Here is a 16921-nt window from a genome sequence, read left to right as displayed (position 1 = left end):
TGTGTTGTTCTTCCACTTCTTATCAGGAGAAAACGGATGACAGCGGGCAATTTTTATCGTAAATAAGCTTTCTTTTAAAAAAAAGTAAATCCACAGGCAACCCTTTATAACATAAATACGTGTTAGTTGCAAACAGGAATTAATTAAACAGGTAGCCCGTATATATGGGAGAAGCAGAACTACAACAATTGATTGCGGGCTGTTTACAGCAAAGCCGAAAAGACCAGAAGATGCTATATAAAGCGTTTTACGGCTTTGCTATGAGTATATGCCTTAGGTACGCAGGCAATAGGTATGAAGCTGCTGAAATCATGAACCAGGGTTTTTTAAAGGTATTTACCAACCTGCAGAAATATGACGCCAGCCGCCCTTTTATTGCATGGGTTGGCAGGATTATGATGAACACCTCGATTGATTATTACAGAAGTAACCTGAAGCTATCGCTCACTGATGATCTTGATGCCGCCGAGGACATAGGGCACAATGAACTCCCCGACCAGAAGTTAAATTACGATGATCTTATTGGCATGGTGCAACAACTGCCTAACGCTTACCGTACGGTGTTTAACCTGTTTGCTATTGAGGGATTTTCGCACGAGGAGATAGCGTCGAAACTAAATATAAGTACGGGTACGTCAAAATCAAACCTGTTTAAAGCGCGTGAAAAATTAAAAAATATGGTAATCAATTCCGGCAGGTTGCCGGAGAGTAATTCCGGCAGCGGCCAACATACCATTGTGGCTATTGGCACTATAAGTATCAGCATGTCGGTATTAATAGAATTAATAATGAAATGAAAGAGAAGCACGAAAATAAACTGGATCAATTGTTCAGGGACGGCTTATCCGGTCCTGAAGACCACTTTGCTTTTCGTGAGGAGGATTGGGAATCAATGGAACAGCTGTTGGATAAAAAATCCAACAAAAAGGCAGGGTTTATCCGCATCATGTATTATGCATCCGGCATTGCAGCTTTATTGCTGCTTGCTTTGGGCTTATACTTTTATAGTAAAACCGATAAAATAGATCCAACCAAATTACAAGGCAAGGTTAAAACTAAAACAAGTAATGATAAAAGGCTTATCGGCTCACCTGATCAGTCGCAGAGCAACGGCACGATAAGAGATACAACAACAGGCCTTGCTACAACCATCCCCGCTACTAACAGTAAACATGCACAGGGGGATACCCTGTTTGGCAAAACAAAAAATACTGCTGTAAATGAGGGTGTTGTCAAAAAACAATCTTCAAAAGTAAACACAGCTGCAGGTGGCAGTCTTTACAATAAAGCTGCAAATATGGCTATCAACCATGCTTTACCTGGAAACGCTGCGCCGAAAACCGAAACAAGTAACAAAGTTACGCCGGGCACCGATGTAACTCAGTTGGCCGCAAACAAAACACAACCGGCGAATCAAATAACCAAAAACAAAACAGCTGGTATTGATACACTTTTTGATGGCAATAAAATAGCATCGGCAAGTAATCAGGTAAAAAACAATATAACAACAAATCAAAATACGGATACACTTACCGGTAAGGCTAAAGAGCAGGAAGCAAAAAAACAGATGGCTATTGTTAAAGCATTAGCAATAAAAAACAGGCCACAGTTTTCTATCAGCGTATTGGCCGCATCTGATGCTAATGCGGTAAATTCATTTGGACATAGCCAAACAGGCACCAATTATGGATTACAGCTTTCGTTACGTGTAACAAGGAAGCTCACCATCAGTACTGGTGTAGCATACGCTATTAAGCCGTATTCATCAACACCTACCAGTTATTCGTCTGCGTCTTACAATCCCTCAATAGCGCCTACTAATGTCCAGGCAAACTGTAAGGTACTTGATATTCCTTTGAATCTCAGCTACCAGTTATATTCAAAAGGAAGCAATACTATTGGTGTGGGTACAGGGTTATCGTCCTATTTTATGCTTAAAGAAAACTACAGGTTTGATTACTCGGCCGAGAGCGGTTGGAAGCCATATAACCTGGAAGTACGAAATCAAAATACTCACCTGTTTGGCGTACTGAATGTAAATGTTAATTATCAGCGAAGAATAAACTCAAAGTTTAGCGCGGTTTTACAGCCTTACATGAAACTGCCACTTACCGGTATTGGCAATGGCAAGGTCGATCTTAAATCAACCGGCGTTGCGCTTGGTATAAACTGGAACATTGGTTCGGGCTTTAAGCCATGATAGTCTGAAGTCTTAAGTTTGAAGCCGAACACTTTAAGTTATAAAACGATTTTGGGGTTTTTGACTTAGGACTTAATACTTTCGACTTCAGACTTATTTTAATGGTCAACCTTTAACCAGCCGGTAATGCTCATCCTGGGTGTTTGGGTGCACAAAACTTCATGGACAAGTTCGTTACTTTTAAAGAATACCGTACGACCGTTTTCAGGGCCGATATTTTGCTCGCGATTTCCATGGTGTATGCGCAATTCGCCACCATCGGCGGCTAACCACCCTGTGTTTAAATACATGATCATTGAATATTTGCGGCTATCGTTATTCCTAAACTGATCAAGGTGTTTTTTGTAGAAAGCCCCTTTTTCATACAACGTATAATGAAATTCATAGCCTGTAATACCGGTATAACATGTTTTATTAAGATAAGCTACAAAACTATCCATCAGGTCGAAAAAATCATTTTCGCATGGGGTGTCATGTTTACGGTCGAGCCAGTAAATATGGTCACCCCTAACCTTGGTGTCGTGGTTCACGGTTTTATCGTTACCAGTTCCGGCAGATAATAACAAGCTTGATTTAACAAGTGCCAGCAGATTAAGCTTAAGATCGGCAGCAAGCGTATCGCTTAAAAAGTGATCGGCAATGCCAACTTTGTCAGCAAGATAACTATCGATAAGGCAATTGAATGAGTCTTCCAATAAAGGTGGGTTAGCATGTTGGTCCGACTAATGCAGGCATGTGGTTAAATATACCCCTTTTAGTCGGCCAAGCGTCATTATTACTTAGCCAACGCTATAATATCTTTCCCTTCTATCACTTTTTTGGGGTATGGGTGGTTCACTACCTTTATCATGGCGGCAGCCAATTCCTCCAAAGTGCAAAACCCGGCCGGGTAAAGCGCGCGGCCAACCGGGAATAGCCAGTTTATATATTTGTAAAAACTGTGGGCATTTTTCAAGCCCTTTATCGGTTTTATAAAACCTGGTCTAAAGGCGTACACTTGTTCAAAAGGCAGTTTCATCAAATCATTCTCTGTTTTACCTTTTACTGCTGCCCAGCCATTGCCCTTTTCATTAGTATCTGTGCCGGCGCCCGATACATAACAGAAAGTCATGTCAGGATCTTGCTTTGACAATATTTCGGCCATGTGAATGGTTAGCGTATACGTAAGCTTATAATATTCATCCGCTTTTTTGCCAACCGAAGTAACACCCAGGCAAAAAAAGCATGCGTTATAACCGGCAAGCTGATCATTGATTGGCGAGAGATCAAAAAAATCGGCATGAATAATCTCCTTTAATTTTGGATGCGATACTCCCGAGGCCTTGCGGTTAATCACTAAAACCTGCTCAACATCCGGACTTTGCAGGCATTGATGCATAAGCCCCTCGCCTACCATTCCGGTTGCACCGGTAACAATGGCTCTTATTCCTGTTTTCATGTGGTAAAATGTATTTGTATAAAATTAACGCTTTAAAATGAGGCCGGCACGCGCTTTTTAAAATAAGTTTTCGGCATGCGGGCAACCCTTCCACCTAAAATAACGATATAGTTAATAGATGCCTGCTTCTTCTTGTATCACTTGAAGCGACAGACACCGACTAACATTACTATAACATGAATCCAATTTCTGTTGTGATCATTACCAAAAACGAGGCCGGTACCCTTGTTAAAAGCATCCCGCTGCTGAAACAGATCAGCGACGACATTATTGTGATTGACAATAACAGTACCGACCAAACCGTGACTATAGCTAACGCATATGGCTGCAAAGTATTTCAAAAAGTATGGATTGGCTATGGCGCCAACAAAAATAAAGGCATTCAGTTGGCGCGAAATAACTGGATACTGAGCGTTGATGGCGATGAGATACCCGACCAGGCCCTGATCAACTCAATAAAGGGAATTGCCTGCGACGATGATAAAACTGTCTACGATATAGCTTTTAAAACATATTTTGGCAAAAAGCTTATCCGCTTTGGTAACTGGGGCCGCGATCACCATATCCGCCTGTTCAACAGGCAATATGTTAAATGGAACGAAACGCCGGTACACGAAACACTGCAACTGCCGAAAAATGTTATCATAAAGAAACTGGCTGGCAACCTGCACCACTATTCAGTAAAAAACCGGGCCGAATACGAGAAGAAGACAATACACTACGCTCAATTAAGTGCCATAAAGTACCTTAAAGCCGGAAAAAAGGCAGGCCTGGTAAAGCTGTATTTGGCGCCCGTATTTCATTTTGTAAAAACCTACCTGTTTTTATTGGGCTTTTTGGATGGCAAAGAAGGCTTCATCATCTCGCGGATGGCGTTTAAAAATACATGGCTAAAATATTATTACCTTAGTAAAGCTACACAAAGCGTAAGAGATAAACCTTTATACCAGCATGACATACCTGCCATGGCATATAAGCTTAATACCCATGCGCGTGTTGAATAAACCGCAACATTGTTCATGAAAAAAAAGCTGGTAATTGATTTTTCGGCAAATACATTGCAGCTCGTCATCAACCAGTTGTTTGGGGTGATCATTTTTTATGTATTATCTGTAAATCTGGATAAAAATAGCTTTGGGCAGATTAACCTTGCTTTAGCAGTGCTGCTATCTGCATTCAACATACTTTCTTTTGGTATCGACCAGGTGGTTATTAAAAAAGTAGCGCATGGCGATGATGCCCAAACCGTTTTGTCGCTTTACGCTTTCCACGTATTGTTTACCGGCGGCCTGTTTTATGGTATCCTGTTATTAGGCAGGGCGTTTTTTATCCACGATAATGAAGTATACCGGCTTATATTATTATTGGGCATGGGCAAGCTCATGATCTTCTTTTCTACACCGCTAAAACAGGTTTCAAGCGGCATGGAGCGGTTTAAAGTATTGGCATGCATGCTGGTTGTATCCAACGTGTTAAGGGGCACCAGTCTGCTTGTGTTAGCTCTTTTACACCAGGTAAGCGTCGGCACTATAATATGGGTATTTATTGGTGGCGATGTACTTGAATTGGTTGTATCCTTTTATCTTTTCAGGCGCTATGTACGGGTGCCTGTACTTCCGGCCTGGAGAAAGTTACCTTACTTTGCCTTGCTGCGCCAATCAATACCACAGGTTGGGGTGGTGCTAATTACATCGGCCCTGGCCCGGTTTGATTGGTTGTTCATCGGGTTTATGGTATCGGCTGTTAGTTTGGCCGAGTATAGTTTTGCTTACAAAATATTTGAGATCTCTACCCTCCCCCTGTTAGCCATAGCCCCTTTAATTCTACCCCGTTTTACCAAATTGTTTAAAACAGGCGACCATCGGCAGGCCGATTTTAAATTACTCATCAGGATAGAACTTATCATTGCCGCGTTTACTGCTTTAGTGTTAAATATGTGTTGGAACCCGGTAGTTGACAACATAACCCATGGCAGGTATGGTGCGGTTAATACAACCACCATATTCATCCTCTCGCTCTGTTTACCCCTCATGTACCTGAACAACTTTTTGTGGACTATTTTTTTTGCGCAAAACAGGTTAAAAATGATCTTTCATTCATTCCTGATCACTTTTGTCGTAAACGTAGTTGGCGACCTGATATTAATCCCTTTTTACAAAAACGAAGGAGCGGCACTTGCTTTTTTATTGGCCTGCCTGGTGCAAGCTATTTTCTATCTGGCCAATGACAAATCGGGACTTAAAGGGTCTTTTTATACACTCGCCATTGCTATGGCATGTGCCTTTTTTAGCGGCCTTGCAGCCAAATTCCTGTTTCAAAACACATGGCTGGCGGCAACTATCGCGGTAGCATTTTACGGCTTATCGTTATTAATTACCACACAGTTAAAGCGGGATGACAGAGCAGGCCTGATTAGACTACTAAACTGGTAAAATAAGACATCTCTTGTTTTACACAGGCAACCAATACGGTTTTTAAGTCGTAATGACTTTAAATGCCCCAGGATAATGTTTGTTAACAAAGCAATCTTTTACATCAATAAATTAAAGCAAAAAGTAGATTGGAAGCTGCTGGCATTTTTGCTTTTGTTTTTAAACGTAAAAATCGGCATCAAGATCCCTGTTATCCTGCTGTTCACACTCCTGCAGTTTAATTTCAAATTCGGTTTCAGTTTCAAAAACTCCCGGCTGCCGCTATTTTATCCACTGGTAATTGCTATAGCGGTTATTAACTGGTTTATAGGCAAAAATTATACGCAACTTAACTATACCATTATGTTGTTGGCCGGTATAGGTTTTTGGGTATTATGCATCCTTGCCATTCACCAGGTTAAACTGGCTGTTGAGCAAAACCAACCTGCGGTAATACATCAAACCATCCTTGTTTTTTTTATTATCAATGCATTATTCTCGGCTGGCAACCTGGCTGCTATATTTTTAGAGACCCATGCCATAAACCCTTATACCTACCAGGGTCAGCTGCAAAAGTATTTTTTAAACACCGGCGATTACATAAGGGGAGTGACTTTTGACACCTCGACAACTAACGCAATGCTGAATGCTTTTGGCGTAATCTATTTTTTAACGCGCAAAAACGCCCTTATGCTTTTTATGTGCATGGCGACGCTACTGTTTACGGGCAGTAATTTTATCAATATTGTTATAGTGCTTGTTTTTTTACTGCTATTTATTTTCAAAACAGATCGTTATCAAAAAAGCCTGATTGTAATTTGCCTGGTTTTTTTAGGCATTTTTATGGCGAAGATTTCGCCTCAAAATAACCGCTATACCACCAACGCAATTTCGATACTGCTGCATAAAGATCCCAGCCCGGCCAAACCCTCGGTGTGGGCAAATGTACCCGTCAACGGAAGACCGGATAGTATATTAAGCTTTGACGAACGCCGGCAAAAACAGGCCATCGTTTTCAGGGATAGCATTTATAAAGCGGCCCATCCCCAAAAAACTGAGATAATAAAGCCCCAAAGTGAGCCTTACGAAACCGAAGGCGGCCGGATAGCAATTAAGGGCCCCGATATTAATTCGGCGCCTTATCAAAGCAGCAGGCAAACACCTCCCGAGCAAAAACAACTGGTGCAGTTTATTGATGCACACAAAACGGCATTGCCGGTCGCGGGGCAGGAAATTGTTGCACCCAGGCAGGATAGGCCAGGCAAACTGATTGGCTTTTTACAAACAACCAACTTTTTGCATCACCATATTAATAGAATAGTAACCGGCGCGGGTATTGGCAATTTTTCATCGAAGCTGGCTTTTAGAGCCACCGGACTTGGGTTTGCGGGAGGCTATCCGCGTAATTTCACCTACATCGGGCATGATTTTATGGTAAATCATCTCGACTTATATCTCAATTATTTCAGCAAAAGGGCGGGCTTCCATTCGTTAACCAATAGTCCGTTTTCGGTTTACGACCAGTTGTTAGCCGAATACGGCCTTATTGGTTTACTCATATTTGCCGTTTACTACCTTGGCTTTTTTGCCAGGCATTTTAAAACTTTAACCTACGGCCTGCCCCTTTTGCTGTTAATGCTGGCTGCATTTTTTATCGAATACTGGTTTGAGCAGCTTTCGGTTATCGTATTTTTTGAACTGCTGCTACTGTTAAATATCAAGGAAACCCAATCACCTAAACCTTTGGTAAATGAATTTTAGCATCCCACAAATAACGGTACTGATGCCAGCCTACAACGCGGGTAAATATATTGGCGATGCCATAACATCGGTGCTGCAACAAACTTTTACCGATTTTGAATTACTTATAGTAAATGACGGATCGACAGATAACACTGTTGACGTTGTCCGCTCGTTTGACGACCCGCGGATTGTGGTAATTTACCAGGATAACAAAGGTATTGCTGATGCCCTCAATAACGGGTTGAAATATGCGCGTGCCCCCTTCATAGCGCGCTTTGATGCCGATGATATTTGCTACCCCGAACGGCTGCAACTACAACATGATTTTATGATAGCCAACCCGGAGTACAGCGTAATTGGGTCGGCCGCTGATTATATTGATATGGAAGGGCATTTTTTGTTTACCCACAAGCCCCCGGCTTTTGATAACAACGAGATTCAGCAGTTAAAATATTCGGTTTGCCCATTCATTCACTCCTGTGTTTTTTACAAAAAAGATATGGTGATTAGCAAGGGTGGCTATAATGAGTACGCCTATACCTTTGAAGATCATTTTTTATGGGTTAATATTTTAAAAGATCAAAAGGCATGCAACCTTGCGCAACCCTTAATTAAAGTAAGGCTAAACCCCGAATCAATCACAATTGACGAAAAATGGAGGCCGCGTAAATTCAGGGATATCAAATACGCCACACTTAAAAACCGCGTGATAAGTAAACGGGAAGGCAGTTTACTGGCGGAGATGGGCGAAAAACAATATTCAGCAAAAATAAAACAGGGTTCTTATTATGCGCTTTGTGGTAAAAAATTGCTGTTCAATAATTTCCAGCCTCAAAAGGCCCGCGTTCACGTAGCCAGGGCTATCAGCATCTCGCCTTTAAGGTTAGATAATTACCTGCTATATACCGTTAGCTACTTTCCCGAACGTGTAATTAATTGGTTGCATAAATTAATATCAGGAGGCGCTGCGATATGAAAGTTGCATTCATCACCCGGTCAACCTTGTATACCGTGCCTGGTGGCGATACCGTGCAGGTGGTACAAACCGCGCGCCACCTAACTTTTATGGGCATTACCGCAGATATAAAATTGACCAACGAACATATTAATTACAGCAATTACGATCTGCTGCATTTTTTTAACCTCACCCGGCCTGCCGATATCTTATACCATAGCCATAAGGCCGAAAAACCATTTTTAATATCAACCATATTATGTAATTACAGCGAATACGATCAGCAGCATCGCAAAGGTTTGGGCAGGCTTTTCAAATACCTGCCGGCAGATGGTGTGGAATATGTTAAAACCATAGCCCGTTACCTGCTTGGCCGCGATAAGCTGGCCAGTATGGCCTACGCCTGGAAAGGGCAGCGCAAAAGTATATTGGATATTTTGAGCCGGACAGCTATGATATTGCCCAACTCCAGATCAGAGTATCAAAGAGTATTAAACAATTACCCGGGCGAAGTAAAGCACATGGTAGTGCCAAACGGCACCGATCAGCATTTGTTTAAATATGATGCCTCGGTAAAAAAAGATGATAAACTGGTGCTTTGTGTTGCCAGGATAGAAGGAATTAAAAACCAGTTGAACCTGATAAAAGCAATAAATAATACGCCTTACCGGTTGCTGCTTATTGGCACCCATTCCCCCAACCAGGCCGCTTATTACCAGGAATGTCGTAAAACGGCTGCCGATAACATCACATTCATCGATCAGTTACCGCAATATGAGCTGGTAAAATATTATACGCAGGCCAAGGTACATGTATTACCAAGTTGGTTTGAAACCACGGGTCTCAGCTCGATAGAAGCTGCCCTGATGGGTTGCAGCGTGGTAATAAGCGACAAAGGCGACGTGAGGGAATACTTTGCCGACGATGCATTTTACTGCGACCCGGAAACACCGCAAAGCATTTTGGCCGCCGTTGAAAAAGCCAGCCAAGCTCCTGTTAACGAATGTTTGCGCGATAAAATTTTACAAAAATACACCTGGAAACAGGCTGCAACTCAAACTTTAAAAGCATATCAATCTGTATTATAACATGAAACTACGCATAGCCATATTAGGGATAAGGGGTGTACCGAATTATTACGGCGGGTTTGAACATATTTCAGAATATGTATCGGCCGGTTTGGTAAAGCGGGGTCATTCTGTAACTGTTTATAATTCGCATAATCACCCTTATCAGCAGGATAGCTGGAACGGTGTGGAGATAAGGCACTGCTACGACCCTGAATACCTGGTTGGCACCGCCGGCCAGTTTATTTACGATATGAACTGCCTGTTAGACGCCCGCAAACGAAATTTTGACGTGGTAATGCTTATGGGCTACACCAGCAGTTCGGTTTGGGGGCAGCTTTACCCTAAAAACAGTACCATTATCACCAATATGGACGGCATGGAGTGGAAGCGGACTAAATATGCTAAACCGGTACAGCAATTTTTGAAATATGCCGAAAAGCTGGCAGTTAAACACAGCGACTACTATGTTGCCGATTCAAGGGTGATAAAGGCGTACCTGAAGGATAAGTATAACATTAACAGCAGATATATTCCCTATGGGGCAGATATTTTTACTGATTTTGAGCGCGAGCAATATGACATGAACGAAGCGCTTAAAGAGGACTATTTTTTGCTGATGGCGCGCATGGAACCCGAAAATAATATTGAAGCTATCCTGGAAGGTTTTAACAGGAGTAATTCGGGCAAAAAATTTAAAGTTTTGGGCGATACCGGCAATCGTTTTGGCAAGTTCATCACCAATAAATTTGCCAATGATGAACGCATACAATTTAAAGGTGCCATTTTTGATACGCCTAAAGTACGTTCGTTACAAAACAACTCTTACCTCTATTTTCACGGCCATAGCGTTGGCGGCACCAATCCGTCGCTGTTGGAGGCCATGGCCAGCGAAGCCCTCATTGCGGCGCATAATAACCCTTTTAATAAATCGGTATTAAATACAGATGCATTTTATTTTTCCAATGCAGCCGAAGTTACCCACCTTGTGGAGAATGTACAGCGTAAGGCACCCGAGAAAAACATGGTGATGAATAATCTTCATAAAATTCAATACCAGTTTAATTGGGAACGTGTAATTGACCAATACGAGGAGTTTATCATCGAGAGCTATAAACACAAAAACTATGAAGCAATTATTGCTGATAAATGATAGTAATGCTAATAAGGTAAGTTATTACCACATGATGCTGTTGATGGCAAGCCTGCCGTTTGACAGGTTTTACAGCCATATTATACTTATTAGTTTTATTGCGCACATGCTTATCCATTTGCAAAAAGAAAAACTAAGGGCTGTGTTCACATTAAAAACCGCATTACTGCAGTCTGTTTTTTTTGTTACGCTTATTGCCACGGCTTACTCACGGTACCCTGCCGAAGCCTTTAACGAATGGGTGTTGCGTTTACCTGTGTTGGTTTTTCCGGTAATGCTGTTGCTTAATAACCTCGATATAAAAAAATACAGGGCTAATCTTTTATTGGCTTTTGCACTTGTGTGTACTGTAACTATCATCTACCTATATATTGATGCGCTATTTACTATTAAATATTACCATTTGCCGTTTAAAACTATTTTTTCGCCGGCATTTACCAATCACAATTTCTCGGAGCCGCTTGATATACATGCTACTTTTTTTTCCTTACAGTTGGTGATAGCATTGGTGTACCTGTTAACGTTATTGTTTAAACCGCTGCGATTACCTGTTAAATTAATTTACTGTGTTTGCAGTCTCAGTTTGTTATGCGGGCTTATTCAGCTAAGTTCAAAATCAATACTGGCAGTTTTGTTTATAGTTATTAACCTGGTGCTGCCGTATTGCTTGCTCAATGGTAAAAACAGGCTGAAGTTTATATTGGCCGGTATTGCTATATCTGGGTTAGCTTTTATAATAGTTTTAAATGAACCTTCGTTCAAAGAACGCTATTTAACCAGCTTAACGGATGATTTTTCGGCATTCAAACCGGGCGAAAGTACTGACTCGCGCTTGGCCCGTTGGCACGTGGTAGCCAAACTTATTAAACAGAAGCCTTTAATTGGCTATGGCTCTGGTGCTGAGCAGGCATTATTACACGATGATTTTTTTAAGGCCAAAATGTACAACTCTTTTTTGGCCAATTTAAACGCCCACAACCAATACCTCAGTTTTCTGGTAAAATCGRGCATTTGGGGACTGATTGTTTATTTGGTAACACTTGGGTATGGTTTTAAAACAGCCATCAAAAAAAAAGATGTAGTATTTATCAGTTTTATGTTGCTGATTATTATTGTTTCGCTATCAGAAAATGTGTTGGACGCCGATAAAGGTGTTATGTTTTACAGCTTGTTTTTTGCGTTCCTGCTATTTTCTGGCGGTGAAGAGAAGCCCGCAGATATCGTCAGAAATAAAAGCCACGAATATTTAGATGAAGTGGCAACCAACAGTTTAGCGCTTACGTCATACTAATGTTGTGCCGCCTATAAAATGGTAGATAGTTCTTAGTAGAAAGTCCTAAGTTACAAGCCCAAAAACGGCGAGATAAAATTCAGACTCAAGACTCAGAACTTAAGACTTAATACTATAAATAATGCAGATCAGGTCCGTTTTTAATCAACCAAGCTTCAATACCGTGTCAGAAATTAAAAAGAACATATTAACTACACTGGCCTATTTTGATGCATTTAACTATCCGCTCACCCGCGAAGAGGTATGCTTGTTTTTGCCGGTGAAATTTGATCGCAAAACGTTTGACGATGCCATGACCTGCCTGATTGAAACCCGGATGGTATACCGTTTTGATAAATTTTACTGCTTAAAAAACGACCAGTACCTGGCACAGCGCCGTAATAAAGGCAACCAAAAGGCTATTGAAATGATAAGTACAGCACGCAAGGTTGGCAGCTTGCTTATTAATTTCCCTTACGTGCGGGGTATCGCTATTTCGGGCTCGTTATCTAAAAATTATGCCGACGACCAATCAGATATCGACCTGTTTATAATTACCGCGCCAAACCGCCTTTGGATAGCGCGTACGCTGATGCATTTTTTTAAGAAGTTAACATTCGTGGTAAACAAGCAACATTGCTTTTGCATGAACTACTATGTGGATGAACAAGCACTTGAAATAGCCGAAAAGAATATCTATACTGCCACGGAAGTTGTTACACTGATACCTATCCAGGGCGACACTACTTTTGCTGATTTTTTTACAGCCAACGCCTGGACACGTAAATATTTGCCTAATCATATTATGCGGGTATCAACCGCAAAGTCGTTTAAAAAGAATTGGTTAAAAAACCTGGTTGAGTTTTTACTTAACAATAAACTGGGCGATTTGTTGGACGATGGTTTTATGAAAATTACATCGCGCAGGTGGAATGAGAAAACCAGGCAGCAAAAACTTAACGACCATGGAATTTTATTGGCCATAGCCGCCGATAAGCATTGCGCCAAACCAGATCCAGGAAATTTCCAATCAAGCCTGATTAAGCGCTTTCAAAATAAAGTAGCCCAATTACTTGCCGAAGACCATCATAGCGTGGCCAATTGATGGTAAAAGCTTAAAGCAGAATGCACAAAGCTGAAAGCCCGGAACATTGGTCTTCAATTTTATAAAGGTATTTATAACGGCTCGATGTTTTTTATTTTCTTTTTAGATACCACAAGCCCGGTTACCACCAAAACAGTTCCGGCTATTGCGTAAACCGAGATTTGTTCACCAAGTAAAAGGTAACCAAAACCGTACCCAAATACAGGCGTAAGGTAAAGCCATGTACCTGCGGTTACAGCATCCTGGCCAACCAGGTATAGCCATAACTGGTTGGCGATAAATGAGAGCACCACAATTAGCCAAAAGAGGGATAAAAACAAGTTAATATCAATGTGGTGTACATGCTGCTGCTCAAATAGAGGGCAAAACGGCAACAAAATTATTCCACCTACAAATACCTGCCAGATATTGAATGATACATTAGGTAGGCTGATACTTAAGGTAGAGAAGTAAACACTGCTTGATGCATAGGCAAAAATGTAAATAAGCAGCAATATAATACCCAGTGGTTTTATACTGGCATTAGGCAAAGCCGCTGCCGAAGCCAGCACCAGACCGGTAAATGCAATCAGCATCCCGATAATTTCGAACCTGGTAAGTTTCCGCTTAACAATTATTGACGAAAATAGCGCGATTAGCAAAGGAGCAACCGCTATAAACAACATACTGATGCCAGCCGAAGCGTATCGCTGGGCGGCAAAGAACGAGCCCAATGTTAAGGTAGTGCATAAAAAGCCGTAAATGATAATACTTTTCCATTCGCTTTTTAGTGGCCAGAAACGTTCTTTCCTTACCAGGCCAAAAAAGGGACCGAATATGAAGCCGGTGGCTATAAACCGGATGCTGGCCAATATCAATGCATCTGCCGAGCGGATTCCGAATTTTACAGCGACAGACCCGGTTGCCCAAAGGATACTAAACAATAAACCGGGAAGGATTTTTTTTAACATGGGCACGATTATATGGGCGCAAAGGTAGGATAAACACCAATTTAGAAACACGAATGCACGCGTATTTTTTCGAATTTCACAAATTACATGGATGGTTCTCCAGCTACCCGAATGGATGTTATAGGCAATGAATATTCTAAAGTAAATGCTTAATTCTCTGGTTTAGGGCTTAATTGAGCAGACAGGGTAAACGCATTTAAAGTAGGTTAACATAACTTAACACATTTCAGACACTATAGTATATAACTATTTAATAAACAGAATCTTGCATTTTAACAAGGTTAACATTAAACTGATGTAAATTCGTGAAATTCGGATAAATCAGTTCAAATTCGTGTGTACTATTTTTTCTCCAGCGAAATGATAAAGTAATCGCCGATATACTTCCAGGGCCAGGTACCTTTTAGCCGGTCTTCTTTGTTCTTCAGAAAATTATAAGCTTTGGGGTGTTTTTCGGCAAAGCCCTCTATATATGATGGCGGTACTATGGTACACAGGCCTTCGACGCTTAATACTTTAAATGTATTTTTTAAAACATTGATAATGAATGATTTATTATAATAAAAACACTTAAAGTATGCACCTTCAATATGGGCAGATCTTCCTTTGCTGCTAAAAAATCGCCTGAATGCAGTTTTGAACCGTCCTTTAAAAACAAGCAATGTTTCCCACAGGCAAAATGGAGATATGATAACTAAAGTTACCTTTCCGCCGGGTTTTAAAAGGCTATCAAATGATAACAAAACCTTTTCCAGCTCGCTGGTGCAGTTCAAACCGCCAAAGTTGGAAAAAATATGATCGTAAGGGCCTCGTTGCTTTAATTCATCCAGATGGGTAAAGGAGCAAATTTCGGTGCTTATATAATCTTTATAGGGTATTGCTTTTTGCTGAAGTTCTTGCTGCATTCCCGTTGATATATCAGTAGCATGAACTCGATACCCTTGTTGGGCAAAAAATAGGGCATCCTCCCCTGTCCCGCTGTTCAATTCGAGTATGCTGCCCGCCGGGTTTAAATATCGAAGTACATGCTCCCTTACACGGGCCCTTTTGTAATTGATGATGGTGTTGCCCGAGTAAATTTCGTCAAATACCGCAGATTGCCGGCTAAAGGCATCTGATGCGTTGGCTTCATTATTTACAAGGCTGATTTGGCTCATATGGTGTTCTCCAATTTTTGAAGTTTAAACCCTTCTATCAAAGTTGCCGGGGCATGATAAATAAACGATGCGGCCTTCCTGATACGTTTTAAACTGGGCTGAAATGGATTTTTCAATAGTTTTACCAGGCTGTTTTTAGCCAGGTGGGCATGATAATTTTGATGCACATAGCGGTGTAGTTGTTTATAGTATGCTGCGCTAAAAGTGTTGCTAAACATCAGCGCCATCTCGTCAGAGTCTGTCCAGTTTGTTTTTTGGCGCAGGTCGGCTTTTACTTTTTCATAAAACAGGGTCCCGGGCAATGGGTACGATACCGATATTCCGATTTCATGAGGCAACAGGCTATTGATCATGTTGATAGTAAGCGCGATATCGTCTTTTATTTCGCCTGGGTAGCCAAACTGGATAAAGAAAGACGGCTTTATGCCATGCTTTTTCATCAGTTGTGTGGCTGTTGCTATCTGTTCAACGGTTGTACCTTTATCCATAGCGTCCAGTATCTTTTGCGAACCGCTCTCGGCACCTATCCACACATTTTCGCAACCAGATGCGGCCAGTGCAGCCACGTCTTCATCATCCAGCAACAAATCCGCCCGCGACTGGAGTTTGTACCTGAACTGTAGCCCCTCCGTTTTTACCAATTGGGCAAACTGCTTTACCCAACCGGGTTTTAAGCCAAAAATATCGTCGCAAAACCAAATATGGTCCATGTTGAACATGGCTTTCAAAAGCTTAAGCTCGGCAATCACATTTTCGGGACTGCGGGAGTTGTAGCGATTTCCGTAAATGGGTTTAGCACACCAGTTGCATTTAAAAGGGCAGCCACGGGTAGTACCTACATTCATCGAGAAATATCCCGCATGTTTAAGCCAGCTTTCGCGGTAAGGGGTAATATCAACCAGGTCCCAGGCAGGCAGCGGCAAAGTATCCAGATCTTTGAGCACCGGCCTCGCAATAGTTTTAAAAGGCAGGCCATTTTTAATATAGGCAAGTCCCTGTATTTGTTCAATATCTTCAACGCCGCTTTTTATAGCGTTGGTAAGTTCCAGTAAAGTTTGTTCGGCTTCGCCGATGATTACAAAATCAGCCCCCTCGTTCAAATACTCCTTATACCGGTCTGTGGAGTCGGAACTGGATACAATTACGGTGCAACCATACTTTTTGGCCAGCTTACACATTTTAAACGCAGCCTCGCGCATATTGGTAAGGCACATTTTGGTGAGATAGTTAAACCCATCGTCATAAATCACAAAAAAGCCTGGTTTATTTTGGGTTATGGCGGGCATAACATCAAGCGCCGCGTGCGAAAACATGTTATCAAAAAACGATACGTTATAACCATGAATCCGCATGTTGGATGCGGCATATAATGTGCCCAGGGGCGCATACGGCTGCCCTATTGCCCATTGCTTAGGATCGAACCGTAAAAAGTAGGAATGGGTGAACAATATATTATTTAACTGCTCCATAAA

At 41.5% G+C, this 16921-nt stretch carries 15 protein-coding genes; 10 read left to right on the top strand and 5 right to left on the bottom strand.

Annotated elements, in window-relative coordinates; genetic code table 11:
- Nucleotides 1–164: 164 nt before the first annotated feature.
- Together AC1DV1_RS10410 and AC1DV1_RS10405 are read left to right on the top strand one after the other, a co-directional pair.
- Nucleotides 165–797 carry an RNA polymerase sigma factor gene (locus AC1DV1_RS10410; RefSeq protein ID WP_477358466.1) on the top strand — a complete coding sequence of 211 codons (633 nt, stop codon included), beginning with the start codon at nucleotides 165–167 and terminating at the stop codon, nucleotides 795–797.
- Nucleotides 794–2200 carry a hypothetical protein gene (locus tag AC1DV1_RS10405; protein WP_477358464.1) on the top strand — a complete coding sequence of 469 codons (1407 nt, stop codon included), beginning with the start codon at nucleotides 794–796 and terminating at the stop codon, nucleotides 2198–2200. The genes AC1DV1_RS10410 and AC1DV1_RS10405 overlap by 4 nt, the downstream gene beginning before the upstream one ends.
- A 98-nt stretch (nucleotides 2201–2298) precedes the next feature.
- On the opposite strand, the gene AC1DV1_RS10400 is transcribed toward AC1DV1_RS10405, so the two are convergent.
- Both AC1DV1_RS10400 and AC1DV1_RS10395 read right to left on the bottom strand, forming a co-directional pair.
- Nucleotides 2299–2895: a 2OG-Fe(II) oxygenase gene (locus AC1DV1_RS10400; protein ID WP_477358462.1), complete on the bottom strand. Its 597-nt coding sequence runs from the start codon at nucleotides 2893–2895 to the stop codon at nucleotides 2299–2301.
- A gap of 80 nt (nucleotides 2896–2975) precedes the next feature.
- Entirely contained in the window at nucleotides 2976–3638 is a 663-nt protein-coding gene (locus AC1DV1_RS10395) for an NAD-dependent epimerase/dehydratase family protein (RefSeq protein WP_477358460.1), read from the bottom strand.
- Between the two features lie 176 nt (nucleotides 3639–3814).
- On the opposite strand from AC1DV1_RS10395, the gene AC1DV1_RS10390 reads away from it, so the two are divergent.
- From AC1DV1_RS10390 to AC1DV1_RS10355, 8 genes are all read left to right on the top strand, one after another.
- On the top strand, nucleotides 3815–4642 hold the full coding sequence (locus AC1DV1_RS10390) for a glycosyltransferase family 2 protein (RefSeq protein WP_477358457.1): 828 nt from the start codon (nucleotides 3815–3817) through the stop codon (nucleotides 4640–4642).
- 15 nt (nucleotides 4643–4657) lie between these two features.
- Nucleotides 4658–6070, top strand: a complete 1413-nt coding sequence (locus AC1DV1_RS10385) for an oligosaccharide flippase family protein (RefSeq protein ID WP_477358455.1) — start codon at nucleotides 4658–4660, stop codon at nucleotides 6068–6070.
- Nucleotides 6071–6145: 75 nt separating this feature from the next.
- Nucleotides 6146–7810: a hypothetical protein gene (locus AC1DV1_RS10380; RefSeq protein ID WP_477358453.1), complete on the top strand. Its 1665-nt coding sequence runs from the start codon at nucleotides 6146–6148 to the stop codon at nucleotides 7808–7810.
- Nucleotides 7800–8768 (top strand): glycosyltransferase family 2 protein, encoded by a 969-nt coding sequence (locus AC1DV1_RS10375; RefSeq protein ID WP_477358451.1) that lies wholly within the window; start codon nucleotides 7800–7802, stop codon nucleotides 8766–8768. Before AC1DV1_RS10380 ends, AC1DV1_RS10375 begins: the two co-directional genes overlap by 11 nt.
- Complete coding sequence (locus tag AC1DV1_RS10370; RefSeq protein ID WP_477358449.1) at nucleotides 8765–9835, top strand: glycosyltransferase family 4 protein; 1071 nt, start codon at nucleotides 8765–8767, stop codon at nucleotides 9833–9835. The genes AC1DV1_RS10375 and AC1DV1_RS10370 overlap by 4 nt, the downstream gene beginning before the upstream one ends.
- 1 nt (nucleotide 9836) lies before the next feature.
- Complete coding sequence (locus AC1DV1_RS10365; RefSeq protein ID WP_477358446.1) at nucleotides 9837–10967, top strand: DUF1972 domain-containing protein; 1131 nt, start codon at nucleotides 9837–9839, stop codon at nucleotides 10965–10967.
- Nucleotides 10942–12258 carry an O-antigen ligase family protein gene (locus AC1DV1_RS10360; RefSeq protein ID WP_477358444.1) on the top strand — a complete coding sequence of 439 codons (1317 nt, stop codon included), beginning with the start codon at nucleotides 10942–10944 and terminating at the stop codon, nucleotides 12256–12258. Before AC1DV1_RS10365 ends, AC1DV1_RS10360 begins: the two co-directional genes overlap by 26 nt.
- A gap of 163 nt (nucleotides 12259–12421) precedes the next feature.
- Nucleotides 12422–13342 carry a hypothetical protein gene (locus tag AC1DV1_RS10355; protein ID WP_477358442.1) on the top strand — a complete coding sequence of 307 codons (921 nt, stop codon included), beginning with the start codon at nucleotides 12422–12424 and terminating at the stop codon, nucleotides 13340–13342.
- Nucleotides 13343–13413: 71 nt separating this feature from the next.
- Here AC1DV1_RS10355 and AC1DV1_RS10350 read toward each other — a convergent pair whose 3' ends face one another.
- The 3 genes from AC1DV1_RS10350 to AC1DV1_RS10340 all read right to left on the bottom strand — a co-directional run bounded on the left by AC1DV1_RS10350 (nucleotide 13414) and on the right by AC1DV1_RS10340 (nucleotide 16918).
- Entirely contained in the window at nucleotides 13414–14292 is an 879-nt protein-coding gene (locus tag AC1DV1_RS10350; RefSeq protein ID WP_477358440.1) for a DMT family transporter, read from the bottom strand.
- Between the two features lie 341 nt (nucleotides 14293–14633).
- Entirely contained in the window at nucleotides 14634–15449 is an 816-nt protein-coding gene (locus AC1DV1_RS10345) for a class I SAM-dependent methyltransferase (protein ID WP_477358438.1), read from the bottom strand.
- Nucleotides 15446–16918, bottom strand: coding sequence for a B12-binding domain-containing radical SAM protein (locus tag AC1DV1_RS10340; RefSeq protein ID WP_477358436.1), 1473 nt, complete (start codon nucleotides 16916–16918; stop codon nucleotides 15446–15448). The genes AC1DV1_RS10345 and AC1DV1_RS10340 overlap by 4 nt, the downstream gene beginning before the upstream one ends.
- Between the last annotated feature and the right edge of the window lie 3 nt (nucleotides 16919–16921).

Source organism: Mucilaginibacter sp. P4_D1 (assembly GCF_056401935.1).
This window is presented reverse-complemented; position numbering and strand designations above follow the sequence as displayed.

Coding starts and splice junctions, on each gene's coding strand:
- AC1DV1_RS10410 (WP_477358466.1), top strand. CDS start 165: ATGGGAGAAGCAGAACTACAACAATTGATTGCGGGCTGTTTACAGCAA.
- AC1DV1_RS10405 (WP_477358464.1), top strand. CDS start 794: ATGAAAGAGAAGCACGAAAATAAACTGGATCAATTGTTCAGGGACGGC.
- AC1DV1_RS10395 (WP_477358460.1), bottom strand. CDS start 3,638: ATGAAAACAGGAATAAGAGCCATTGTTACCGGTGCAACCGGAATGGTA.
- AC1DV1_RS10390 (WP_477358457.1), top strand. CDS start 3,815: ATGAATCCAATTTCTGTTGTGATCATTACCAAAAACGAGGCCGGTACC.
- AC1DV1_RS10385 (WP_477358455.1), top strand. CDS start 4,658: ATGAAAAAAAAGCTGGTAATTGATTTTTCGGCAAATACATTGCAGCTC.
- AC1DV1_RS10380 (WP_477358453.1), top strand. CDS start 6,146: ATGTTTGTTAACAAAGCAATCTTTTACATCAATAAATTAAAGCAAAAA.
- AC1DV1_RS10375 (WP_477358451.1), top strand. CDS start 7,800: ATGAATTTTAGCATCCCACAAATAACGGTACTGATGCCAGCCTACAAC.
- AC1DV1_RS10370 (WP_477358449.1), top strand. CDS start 8,765: ATGAAAGTTGCATTCATCACCCGGTCAACCTTGTATACCGTGCCTGGT.
- AC1DV1_RS10365 (WP_477358446.1), top strand. CDS start 9,837: ATGAAACTACGCATAGCCATATTAGGGATAAGGGGTGTACCGAATTAT.
- AC1DV1_RS10350 (WP_477358440.1), bottom strand. CDS start 14,292: ATGTTAAAAAAAATCCTTCCCGGTTTATTGTTTAGTATCCTTTGGGCA.
- AC1DV1_RS10345 (WP_477358438.1), bottom strand. CDS start 15,449: ATGAGCCAAATCAGCCTTGTAAATAATGAAGCCAACGCATCAGATGCC.
- AC1DV1_RS10340 (WP_477358436.1), bottom strand. CDS start 16,918: ATGGAGCAGTTAAATAATATATTGTTCACCCATTCCTACTTTTTACGG.